Source organism: Streptomyces sp. ISL-94 (assembly GCF_018614075.1).
Lineage (GTDB): Bacteria > Actinomycetota > Actinomycetes > Streptomycetales > Streptomycetaceae > Streptomyces.
In genome coordinates this window covers 149375-161691 of record NZ_JAGGOZ010000029.1, presented here as the reverse complement: position 1 = coordinate 161691, position 12317 = coordinate 149375, and the positions used below count along the sequence as shown (strand labels likewise).

Here is a 12317-nt window from a genome sequence, read left to right as displayed (position 1 = left end):
ACAACCACTACCGGAAAGAACGGTGCGCGCGTGAGCGAGGCCGAACTGCTGCTCAAGGCCGGCGCCGTGCTGCCGTGCGGCACCGAGGACGCGGGACCGTCCGCCGTCGCACTCACCGCCCGCGCCTACCGCCACCCCGCCCTCGGCGAAGACCGCGTCGTCGTCCGGCTCGCCGCGGCCGAACTGGGCCCGGCCGAGGACCTCGCCGCCGGCTTCCTCGGACTGGTCCTCGACGAGGGGGAGCCGCCCGTGGTCGGCCTCGGGCAGCGCCAGGCCCTCGGCTTCCCCGAATGGGTCCTCGTGCACCACCCCGAGGACGGCCACCACGCGCTCGCCGTGGTCCCCGAACTCGACCGGATCGCCCACCAGGCCAAGACCAAGCCCAAGGCCGCCCTCGACGCCTGCCTCGAACTGGCCGGCCGGCTGGCCGCCTCCGTCCCGCACTTCCTGCCCGTCTTCCACGAGCAGGCCGCCCGCACCTTCCTCGCCGTCGAGAACACCACCTACGCCGCGCAGCTGTTCGGCCGTGCCCGCGCCGCCGAAGCCCAGCACGGGCTGGCCGTCGACGAGGACCGCCTCGACGCCGTCTTCCTCGAATTCGCCCTGGCCGGCGCCCTGCCGGTGAAGGTGCTCACCGGCTACGGGAAGCAGCTGGCCCTGCGCGTCACCCCCGCCGAGGCCTACGCGCGCTTCCGCCGCCTGTGCGTCCGCCGCACCGCCGGCGGGATGCCGCCCTCCGCGCAGGCCGCCACCGAGCTGCGCCGCCTCGCCCGCGCCGCGGGCCTCACGGGTACCGAGCCCGAGCAGGACTACCTCGCCGAACTGCTGCCCCTGCCCGCCACCCTGCGCGCCGCGACCGGCTGGTGGAAGGCCCACCGCGGCGCCCTCGTCGCGCTCGCCCGGCGGGTGCCCGCCGTACGCGGCACCCTCCTCACCCTGACCCCGCCCGGCGGCGGCGACAGCGTCGCGCTCACCAGCCTGTGGCTGGAGCTCCTGGAGGAATCCGGCGCCACCGCCGGGCTGGTCTCCGAGGACCTGCCCGCCGAGCAGCGGTGCGCCGACGGCGCCGCCGGCTGGCTCGAACGCTTCCACACCGCCCGCCACGCCGGCTGGGGCCTGCACCCCACACCGCCGGGCCTGCTCGACCTCGTCACCCGCTGCGCGCCCCGGCTGCGTGCCGAACTCGCCCGCCCCGGCCGGGAAGCGGGCCTGCGCGTGGGCGTCGAGGACGCCGACCTCCTCGATCTGCTGCTCACCCTGGACCTTCCCGTCGCCGACCCCGATCCGACGGACCGGCGCCACCGGCACGACCAGCTGAACCTGCGCGACTGGGCCCGCGCCGACCGGCGCCGCGACCTGCTCGCCCTCGCCGCCGACGAGCGCTTCCACCCCGCGTTCCACCGCGCGCTGGACGCCCTCGGAGACGCCGCCACCGGCACCGACATCGTCCGGGCGGTCGCCGCCTCGGCCGGCGGACGCCCGCTGCTGGCCGAGTGGATGCGGGGCGTCGCCCGCGCCTCCCGCGCCGCCGGGCTGCCGGGCATCCCCGACGCCATCCGGCGGCTGACCTGGCTGCCCGCCGAAGCCCTCGCCCTCGCCCCTGAGGACGTGGCCGCCGCCACCGCCCTCGACCTCGCCGAAGCCCTCGCCCGTACGCTGCGCGGCGGCCTCTTCGAGGAACTGGCCTGGCCCGCCTGGGAGAACGCCGTCGCCGAACTCGGCCCCGCCCAGGGCCGGCAGGGCCTGACCGTGGCGGAGGCCTGGCCGTACCTGATCGTCGCCAACCAGGCCCAGGTCCGGGTCATCGACGCCGACTCCACCGTCCTCACCCACGACCTGCGCGTGCCGACCGGCTCCGGGCACCACCTGGGATTCCACTACGTCGACGGCGAACTGCTGGTCTTCTGGTCCTCCTGGTCCACCGGCGAGACCCAGGGCTACTGGCACACGTCACCCGGCACCGTGCTCACCCTGGACACCGACCGCAACCACTGGTCGCTGCGCTCCGAGCACGCCACGCTGCCGCTGCCGGACGGCGGCCGCGCCACCGGCGCCGGCGTCCTGCACCGCGGCGACACCAAGCTGCCGGCCGAGCGGGCCGTGCTGTCCGACGGCACCTCGTACTGGGTGTGGCAGCAGCGGGACGCGGAGAGCGAGCGCGGCTGGTGCGAGTACGATCCCGCGAGCTCCTCCTACGGCCGGCTCTCCCAGCCCGCCTTCCTCGCCGACGCCCTGCACGGCCACCCGGAGACCGCCGTGCTCCCGGCGCACAGCGCCTGGCTGCGCCCGACGCCCACGGTGCCGGGCTCGGTACTGGGCGCCCCCGCCGACGGCGTGCTCGGCTGGCGTGCCGTACGCCTCCCCGGCCACGGCTGGCACGGCTCCGACACCGGGGGCCGCAGCGTCACCGTGCCCGAAGGACGCGACATGCCGGTCGCGGCACTCGCCTTCCCCGGGGACGACCGGCCGCGCGCCCTGTCCCAGCAGTGGCGCGAGCTCAGCATCAGCGACCCGGACGGTGTGGTCACCGCCCGGTCGCGGGGCGACCACCACGGCCGGGCCGCCTTCGCGACGGGCAGCGTGGACCTGCCGCCGCTCTCCCACTGGTACGCCCTGCGCCCGCGCGACACCGAGGGCTCGGCCGCGCTGCGCACCGCCGACCGGGAGACCGTCGCCGACCTGCTCAAGGCGGCCGCCGCCACCGAGAAGTCCGCCGACCTGCCCGGCGTGGTGAGCGCTGCCCTGCCGCCGGTGACCGCCCCCCAGCTGATCGGCGGCATCATCGAGGTGCTCCGCTTCACCCTTGCCCAGCAGAAGGCCCTGGACGCGGTCGCCGACCGCCTCCGGCCGTCCGACCGCCCCGCCGAGGAGCCCGAACAGGGCCCCGCCGACCGTCTGATCGCCGAAGCCCTGGCCGGCATCCTCGACTCCGGCTACTACCGCTGGGGCGCGGACAACGACACCGCCCACCGAACGCTGCGCGACCTCGCCATCGCCTGCGCGGACACCGGCGCCGCCGCCGTGCCCGGCCGGCTCCACTTCGACGTTCCCGCCGCGCCGTACTCCAGCGTGCCGTGGACACCGCTGCTCGACCAGCCCGCCGCCGTCGCCTACCGCGCCGTCACCCTCGGCGTCACCGACGAGCAGCGGGCCGCCCTGCTCACCCTGCTCGGCTCGGTGGACGCCCTCGGCCTGGGCTCCGCCGGGGGATCCGCCGCCCGCTGGCGCCGGGTCATGCTCCACCTCGACCAGCGCCACCTGACCACCCCCGACGGCCGCGAGCGCAACCTCGCCCACCGCTGCGTGCTCCCGCTCGGCGGCGGCGCCGCCCTCGCCCTGACCGAGCACAGCCAGTCCGTCCCCGACGGGCACGAGTTCGGCGCCCTCCTCCACGACCCCGCAGGCCGCTTCGCCGTCCCCGGCCCCTACACGGCGCGCGGCGACGCCCCGCTCGGCGACCGCGAGCGCGGCCCCGGCTGGCTGGCCGCCTTCCTCGGCGCGGCCGCCGCACACGGCCCGGCGCCCTTCCACCCCGAAGCCGCCGAGGAGTTCGCCCGCCTCACCGGGGTCTCCGGCGCCCTCGCCCGGCTCGTCGTCGCGGGACTTCCGCACATCGACGCCTGGCAGCGCAACTTCCTGCCCACCGAGCTGCGCGCCACCCTCGGGCTCAAAGCCGCCGAGGCGGCATCGGCGCGCGACGAGCTCAAGCTCCTCGACCCCGAGGTCCGGCGCGCTGTGGTCGCCGCCCTGCTGCCCGCCGACCCGGCCCGGCTGTGGAGCGACGGCCCCGACGCGGCTGCCGCCGCGCAGGAGTGGAACCGGCGCGTGGGCCGCCGTACGCCGGTACCCGACTGGCTGGCCTCCGAGGCGGCGCGCGCCGTCCGCGGCGGCTGGCCCGCCCACCGGGCCCTCGCCGCACTGCTCGACCCTGCCGCCTCGCCTACGCTCTCCACCGACGTGGCGTGGACCGTCAGCGGCGACCACGCGGAGACCGCCGAGCCCACCGGGGAACCCTTCACCGGCTCCGTCCTGTGCGCGGCCCTGGCCACGGCCGCGTGGCTGGCGCACCGGCTGCCCGCCGGCGACCCCGTACGAGCGGCCCTGCCGCCCGCGCTGACTGCCGTACGCCAGCGGCTCGCCGCGCCCGAACTGCTCCTGAGCTCCGGGAACTTCATCAGCCTGCCCGACTTCCGCAAGGCCGCCGGCACGCCGACCGAGACCACCGGGACCTACGAGCGGTACGGCGCGGTCGTCCTGCCGACCCGCGACAACAGCCCCCGGCCCGCCCTGCGCCCGGCCCTGCTCGACTCCACCGGCTCCGACCCGTACCTGCCGCTGCTGCGGGGCGCCGACCAGGGCATCGGCGGCCTGGAAGCGGCGCTGCGGGCCGCCCACGACCCCCGCTTCGCCGCGCTCCTCGCCGACCCCGGCGCCCCGGCGGCGGGCACCACCGACGCGGACGGCACGTGGTGGCCCCAGGACCCGACCCGCTCCGTGCCCGAGGTGGTGGCGGAGGTCTGCGCCGCGTACGGCCTCGGCGCAGACGCGGCCGCCCTGTACCTCGCGCTGCTCGCCATGCCCGACCCCACCGACCGCAACACCGCGCGCTGGACCGGCTGGAAGCCGGCCCGCCTCAAGGCGGCCCGTGCCGGACTCGCCGCCACCGAGCTCGTGGTGACGGCCGACCGCAGCCGGGCCGGGCGCACGCTGTTCCTGCCGGGCGGCTGGGCCGACATGTCCGCCCCCGTCCTCCCGGTGGAGCAGTGGAAGCTCCCGATGTACGGGCTCATCGCGGGCGCCGGTCCGGTCTGCGGGGTGCTGCTCCCGGGCGAACCGGCCGCGGACCTCTACCGGCGGGCCTGGCAGCGGGTCCGCGAGGGCGACGTACCGCGCTTCGAGGAGCTCAAGGTGAAGCGCACCCGTCCGCGCCGCCGCTGACCACCGCATCCCTACCCGTACCGCAAAGGACCGTCATGACCGTCACCGAACAAGCAGCCGCCCCCGCCGCGGCCCGGCAGGTACTCCCCGCGGAGGAGCGGTACGCCGCCGAACTCGCCTTCCTCGCCGCCCAGGACCCCGGCCCCCGCCCGCCCGGCTGGGCCCTCACCCCGCGCGCCGTCGTCACCTTCGTGTGCGGCAGCGACGGCACCGAACTCGTCCTGCCGGGGCGCCGCCGGGCCGGACTGCCGGCCAAACTGGCCATCGCCCCCAAGTTCGTCGGCGAACGCGCCCTCGTGGAGCGGTGCGTGGTCACCCTCGCCGGAGAGCGCGGCCTGCTGCTCACCGGCGAGCCCGGCACGGCCAAGTCGATGCTCTCCGAACTGCTGGCCGCCGCCGTCTGCGGCACCAGCGCGCTGACCGTGCAGGGCACGGCGGGCACGACGGAGGACGCCTTCCGCTACGGCTGGAACTACGCGCTGCTGCTCGCGCAGGGCCCCACGAGCCAGGCGCTGGTCGACTCCCCGGTGCTCTCCGCCATGCGCACCGGGCGGGTCGCCCGCGTCGAGGAGATCACCCGCTGCCTGCCCGAGGTCCAGGACGCGCTCGTGTCGATCCTGTCCGACCGGCGCGTCAGCGTGCCCGAACTGACCGCCACCGAGGACGCGGTGGTCCCCGCCGCCCCCGGCTTCACCGTCATCGCCACCGCCAACCTGCGCGACCGCGGAGTCTCCGAGATGTCCGCCGCCCTCAAGCGGCGCTTCAACTTCGAGACGGTCGCCCCGATCGCCGACGCGGACGCGGAGGCCACGCTGATCCGCCGCCAGGCGGTGGCGGCCGTGGAACGGGCGGGAGCGGCCTTCGGGGTCGACGACGCCGTGCTCGACGCGCTCGTCACCGTCTTCCGGGACCTGCGCTCCGGGCGCTCCGCCGAGGGCTGGGACGTGGAACGGCCGGGCACCGTCATGTCCACCGCCGAGGCCGTGCAGGTGGCGGCCTCCCTGGGGGTCTCGGCCGCCTACCTGCCCGGCGGGGACGTGCTGGACCTGCTGCCGGGGCACCTGCTGGGTGTCGTACGGAAGGACGACCCGGCCGACCACGGGCGGCTGCTCGGGTACTGGGACGGCCCGGTCCGCCGCCGGGCCGAGGACGGCTCGGCCATGTGGCGCCGCCTGTGGGACCTGCGCGGGAGCCTGCGGTGACGCCGACGACCGATCCGCGGGCCGCCGTCGACGCGCTCGCCGCGTCCCGCACGCCGTACCTGCTGGGGGTACGCCACCACAGCCCCGCGCTGGCCGCGGTGGTCCCGGCGCTGCTGGACGCCGCCGGCGCCGAGGTGGTCTGCGTCGAGCTGCCGGCCGACTTCCAGCCGTGGATCGAGCACCTGGCCGACCCCGAGACCGTCGCCCCGGTCGCCCTGGCGGGCTCGGGCGCGGACGGCCGCCTGGCGTTCTACCCGTTCGCGGACTTCTCCCCGGAACTGGCCGCCATCCGCTGGGCCCGCCGCACCGGCGCGGCCGTCCTCTGCTGCGACCTCCCGCTGTCCGACGCCGGCTGGACCGGCGACGGGCATGCCGCGACCCCGACCGCGGACGTCGTCCCGATCCCGGCTCCGGCCGCGGCGCGGGGCGGGGACGCCGGCTCCCAGCCGGGCTCAGGCCTGGTTTCCGGCGCACGCCCGGAACGGCGGGGCGGCGGTTCCTTCGCGGATGCGCTCACCGCCGCCGGCACGGGGCGCGACGGCGACGACCTGTGGGACCGTGCGGTCGAGGTCCTCGCACCCGGCTGTTCCCCGGAAGCGGTACGCCGTGCGGCGCTCGGCGTCGGCTGGGCCCTGCGCGCGGACGCCGCGGCCGTCCCGGGACGGGACCTGGCCCGTGAGGCCCACATGCGCGAGGTGATCGCGACCGCCTCCGCCGCCGGCCGCCGCGTGGCGGCGGTGATCGGGGCCTTCCACGCACCGGCCCTCGCTCCGCCCGCCCCTGCGGGTTCCACTCCGGCCGACCACGGCGCAGTGCCCGCCGCCGCCGATGGGCGGGCGGGTGCCGGTGCGGCTGCGGCCGCGGGCGTCGCCCCTGGCCGGGGCGGCGAGTCGCCGACCGCGCCCGCTGCCGGCGGCGCCCGCGCCGGGGGCCGCGGTGAGCCGGATCCGGCGCCCGCCGCCGACGGTGCTTCACCTGGCGGTCGCGGTGGGGGCGGCAGGCTTCCGACGCCGCCCGCTGCCGGCAGTACCGCCCCCGGTGGCCCCGGTCTGGTGCCCGCCGCAGGCGGACGGGCAGGCGAGGGGCGGGGCGAAGGGGAGGTCGTCACCTCCTTCGTGCCGTACTCCTTCGACCTGCTCGACTCCCGCTCCGGCTACCCCGCCGGGATTCGGGACCCGCTCTGGCAGCAGGCCGTGCTGCAAGCCGCCGGCGATCCCGGGCGGCTGCGGGAGGCGGCCTCCGTCGCCGTCACCGGCGTGTGCCGGGAGCTGCGCCGCGCCGGGCACACCGCCGGTACCGGTGAGGCCGCCGAGACGCTGCGGCTCGCCTGTGACCTCGGCGCCTTGCGCGGGCTCCCCGCGCCCGGCCGCGGCGAGCTCATCGAGGCCGTCACCACCGTCCTGGGCCAGGGGGAACCGCTCGGCCGCGGCCGGGCCCTGGCCCGGGCCCTGGAGGCCGTGCTCGTCGGCACCGCACGCGGGCGGCTCACCCCGCACGCCCCCCGATCAGGCCTCGGCCCCTCCGTCGAGGCCGAGGTGGCGGAACTGCGCCTGCCCGGCCCCGACGACCCCGCCTCCCGCGAGGTCCGCCTCGACCCGCTGCGCTCCGCGCTCGACGCCCGCCGCGAGGTGCTGCTCCAGCGGCTCCTCGTCTGCGGCGCGTCCTACGGGGAACCCCTCGCGGTGTCCGCCACCGGCGACGCCACCGCCCTCGGCACCAAGTGGCGGCTGTCCTGGACGCCTTCGGTCCCCGCCCGGCTGGACCTCGCCGGGGTCCGCGGGGTCACCGCCGAACAGGCGGCCGCCGGAACCTTGCGCGACACCGCGCGCCGCGCCGCCGCCGAGGGCGGGCCGACCCCGGCCCAGATCCTCGCCGGGCTGGCCGCGGCCGCACGGTGCGATCTGCCCGCGCTGGTCGACGTACGCCTGCACGAGGCGGCCACCGCCCTGCCGCAGGCCGCGACCCTGCCCGAACTCCTCGACGCACTCGACCTGGTGGAGGCCCTGCGGCGCGGGCACCTCCCCGGTGCCTCGCCCGCCGCGCGGGCCACCGCCGGCACGCTCACCGGCGACCTGCTCGAAGCGGCCGTACGCTCCCTGCCCGGTCTCGCCGGCAGCGACGACCCCGCCGACGCCGGCGCCCTCGTGGCCCTCGCCGACCGGGCCGCCGCCCGCCACCTGGGCCTGCGCACCGACGCGGCCCTCACCGAACTGGCCGCCTCCGGATCCCCGTTGATGCAGGGCGCGGCCCTCGCCGTGCGCGTCCTCCTCGACCTCGACCCCGCCGCCCGCCTCGGCGACCGCGCCGCCGGATGGCTCGACAGCGCCACCGCCCCCGACAGCCGGCGTGCCCTGGCCCGCCGGCTCGGCGGACTCCTCACCGCCGCCGGGCCGCTCCTCCAGTCCTCCCCGGCCGCCCTCACCCCGCTCCTCGACCGCGTCGAGCACCTCGCCGACGAGGACTTCCTCCACCGCCTCCCCGCTCTGCGCGGCGGCTTCGACGCTCTTTCCCCCGCCGCGCGCGGCCGGCTGCTCGACACCGTCACCGAGCGGCTCGGCGACCGCATCGACCTCGGGCTCGACGCACCGGCCGCGCTGCTCGCCCTCTGGGCCGCCGCCGACGCCGCCGGCCTCGCCGCGCTCAAGGACCTCCCGCTGCCCGGGGCGCCGGCGCCGGCTCCGGTGCCGGAGGCCCCCGATGCCCCGCGACGGCCGTCCGCCCCCACAGGGCGGCGGCTCGCCCCCGCCGACCGCTGGCGGCTCCTGCTCGGCCGCGAGCGCGACCGGCTCCCCGCCGGCGCCCGCCGCTACGCCCACGCGCTCGACGAGCTGTACGGCGCCGGTCGCGGCGAGGGCGCCGGCGACCTCGACGGCGGCCGGGGGCCCGGACAGGGCGGCGGCCAGGAGGCCTCCTTCCCCACCGCCCGCGAGTGGTCCGAGGAGCTGGAAGCCCTCTTCGGCGCCGACGTACGGGAAGAAGTGCTGGCCGGAGCGGCCGAAGCGGGCCGCACCGACGTACTGACCCAGCTCGACCCTGCGGCCGTACGGCCCTCCGTGGAACTGCTCAGCTCCGTCCTGTCCCTGGCCGGCGGTATGCCGGAAGCCCAACTCGCCCGCCTGCGCCCGCTGGTGAGGCGGCTGGTCGACGAACTCGCCAAGGAGCTCGCCACCCGGCTGCGCCCCGCCCTCTCGGGCCTCGCCACCCCCCGCCCCACCCGCCGCCCCGGCGGCCGCCTCGACCTGGCCCGCACCCTGCGCGCCAACCTCGCCCACACCCGGCGAAAGCCCGACGGCAGCGTGGTCGTCGTCCCGGAGCGCCCCGTCTTCAGCACCCGGGCGAGCCGTGAGGCCGACTGGCGGCTGATCCTGGTCGTCGACGTCTCCGGCTCCATGGAGGCCTCCGTCATCTGGTCGGCGCTGACCGCGGCCGTGCTCGGCGGCGTACCCACCCTTTCCACGCACTTCCTCGCCTTCTCCACCCAGGTCATGGACCTCACCGCCCGGGTCGAGGACCCGCTCTCCCTCCTCCTGGAGGTCCGCGTCGGCGGTGGTACGCACATCGCCGCCGGCCTCGCCCACGCCCGCTCCCTCATCACCGTCCCGAGCCGCACCCTCGTCGTCGTGGTCAGCGACTTCGAGGAGGGCGCCCCGATCGGCGGCCTCCTCGGCGAGGTCCGCGCACTCGCCGCCTCGGGCGCCCACCTGCTGGGCTGCGCCGCGCTCGACGACGCGGGCACGCCCCGCTACTCGGTCCCCGTCGCACGGCAACTCGTCGCCGCGGGCATGCCCGTGGCCGCCCTCAGCCCCCTCGCCCTCGCCCGCTGGGTGGGCGACCGTCTCCGTGGAGAGCCCCGTTGAGCCCGCTGCACCCCCAACTGCCGCCCGTGGCGCCCGAGGTGCTCGCCGAAGCCGTCGAGAACCTCACCGCCCGGCTGCGCAAGAAGCTCGACGCGGCCACCGAGAGCTGCGCGGCGAACGCCGTCCGTGGGGAGGACGGCAGCGTCACCCTCCGCTTCGGCGAGGACGCCGTCGTCACCCTGAGCCCGGGCCCCGGGGGATCCATCGGCGCAGCCGAACAGGCGGTGTGCAGCTGCCTGTTGGCGCCACGCTGCCTGCACCGGGCCGCCGCCCTGGGCGCGGCCCCGCTCGCGGAGGGGGCGCCCGCGAGGGCCGAACCGGTGACGGCCGAGTCCGCCGAGCAGGCCGCCCCGGCCGCTCTCACCGAGGCCCAGCTGGGCGCCGCGGCCGCCCTCTGGCAGGCGGCGGCCGAGGCCCTCGCCGCCGGAGTCACCGCCGGCGGGGCCGTGGTCCAGGCCGAACTGCTGCGCGCCGCCCACACCGCCCGGCTCGCCGGACTGCCCCGCGCCGAGGCCGCCGCGCTACGGGTGGTACGGGGCCTGCGCGCGGCACGGGACCGGCGGGCCGCCCAGCGGCTCGGCGACCTCACCGCGGCGTTCCGCGAACTCCTGCACACCGCCGGACTGCTGGCCACCGGATCCGCAGCCCCCGCGCTCACCGGAACCGCCCGCCGCGCCTACGCGCCCGGCGGCAGCCTCCAGGTGTACGGCCTGTGCCGCGAACCGGTGCTCTCCGCCACCGGATACGGGGGAGTGGTCACCCACCTCCTCGCCCCGGACGGCTCCCGCTACTCGGTCTCCGACGTGCGCCCCGGCGGCCTCGCCCGCGCCCGCGGAGCGGGTTCGGCCTCCGTGGCCCTCGGCGGAGCCACCCTCGACCATGCCGGACTCGCCCGCGGTGGCCTGCGTATCGTCGGCGCGACCGTCTCCGCGGAGGGCCGGCTCGGGGCCGGACGCGAGGTCAGGGCGACCCCGCTGCGCGGTACGCCCTGGACCGGGGAGCCTGCCGCGGCCCTCTTCGCCCGCCCCGCGGCCGAGGCGGTCACCGAGGCCTTCGCCCGCCGGCAGGCCGAACCGGAGGGCGCCGAGCCCGCCCTGCTCGGCTGCGAGGTCACCGTCGTCGGCGCCGCCGGCGAACACCTCCTGGCCCGCGAGGCACGGCCGGGCGCGCCCCTGCTGCGGCTACGGCCCGCGCACCCCCACCCGGAGCTCGCGCACACCGAGAACCTACGCCGCCTCGCCTCGTACCCCGGGCTGCGCCTGCGCGTCCTCGGCCGCCCCGACCTGGACCGGGCCGCCACCCTGCGTCCCCTCGCGGTGGGCCCCGTACCGGGTGCGGACTACACCCTGCGGCTGCCCGAGGAGTGGCTGGACCGCGCGGACCTCGGCTACGACCGCCTCCAGGGCGCACACTTCCCGCCCCGGCAGACCGACCCCGCCCCCGAAGGGGTACCGGCCACCCCCGACCCGCTCGCCGACTCCCCGCTGTGGCGCGTACGCCGCCTCCTGGAGACCGGCGTCGCGGGCGGCCGGCGCGCGGTGGCCGAAGCGGCCCGCGGCACCGAACCCCTCGCCGCCAACGGCCCACTGCGCCGGGCCGGGCTCACGGCGGCCGCGGACCTGTCCGCCGCCTTGGCCGCTGAGGCCGACCGCCGTCCGCGCGACGCCTTCGGCCGCCTCGCCGACCCCTCGGCCGACGCCTACGCCTGGGCCTGGCTGGCGTCGGCCACCCACCTCGCGGCGGCGGAACGCTCCCTGGTCGCCGCCTCCTGGGCCGGCTGACCGAACCATGCCCGCAGTACGCCGAAATCCGCCTCGGTGAGCCCCCGGCCGGGATCCACCCGGTGGAGGAGCGCCCGGCCGGGATGCCGGGCGGACACCCAGGCCCGGTCGGCGCCGGTGATCTCGTCGTCCAGCCATACGAAGTCCCGTCCCGCGGTGTGGGCCAGCAGGGCGGGGGTCTTCCAGTGGATCCCGCCCCGCCCGTCCTCGTCGGAGGGCTCCGGCCAGGCCACCACGGGCAGCTCCGGCAGGCCGAGGCGGGGCGCGACACACTCGTTCGCCTCATCTCCCCACGTCGTGGCCCACACCAGCTCGCACGGCAGCGCCGCCAGCCGCGGCCCGAGCGCCGGATCCACCCGGGCGAGCAGGGGATTGGCGTCGTCCCCGGGCGCCGGGTACGGGCCCGCGCCGAACGGGATGAGCGGCCCGTCGACGTCGAGGAACAGCAGCGGACGCGCGGCGAAACCGGTCATGACGCCACCGTAGCCCCGGGAAAGGGAACCGGGAGCGGTGCGATGCCCTCTTCCTGGCCAAGGGGG

The 12317-nt window shown here is 77.9% G+C and carries 5 protein-coding genes; 4 read left to right on the top strand and 1 reads right to left on the bottom strand.

The window, feature by feature from the left end; all coding sequences use genetic code 11:
* Positions 1–30 precede the first annotated feature (30 nt).
* The 4 genes from J7E94_RS12090 to J7E94_RS12075 are packed head-to-tail and all read left to right on the top strand — an operon-like array spanning position 31 to position 11778.
* Positions 31–4938, top strand: a complete 4908-nt coding sequence (locus tag J7E94_RS12090) for a DNA-binding protein (protein WP_215014819.1) — start codon at positions 31–33, stop codon at positions 4936–4938.
* Between the two features lie 35 nt (positions 4939–4973).
* Positions 4974–6140 carry an AAA family ATPase gene (locus J7E94_RS12085; RefSeq protein ID WP_215014818.1) on the top strand — a complete coding sequence of 389 codons (1167 nt, stop codon included), beginning with the start codon at positions 4974–4976 and terminating at the stop codon, positions 6138–6140.
* A complete protein-coding gene (locus tag J7E94_RS12080; protein ID WP_215014817.1) occupies positions 6137–9997 on the top strand; it encodes a DUF5682 family protein in 3861 nt (1286 codons plus the stop codon). Before J7E94_RS12085 ends, J7E94_RS12080 begins: the two co-directional genes overlap by 4 nt.
* A 5-nt stretch (positions 9998–10002) precedes the next feature.
* On the top strand, positions 10003–11778 hold the full coding sequence (locus J7E94_RS12075) for an SWIM zinc finger family protein (protein ID WP_215014877.1): 1776 nt from the start codon (positions 10003–10005) through the stop codon (positions 11776–11778).
* On the opposite strand, the gene J7E94_RS12070 is transcribed toward J7E94_RS12075, so the two are convergent.
* Positions 11697–12251, bottom strand: a complete 555-nt coding sequence (locus J7E94_RS12070; RefSeq protein WP_215014815.1) for an HAD domain-containing protein — start codon at positions 12249–12251, stop codon at positions 11697–11699. The two genes, J7E94_RS12075 and J7E94_RS12070, sit on opposite strands and share 82 nt — an antisense overlap.
* Positions 12252–12317: the final 66 nt, after the last annotated feature.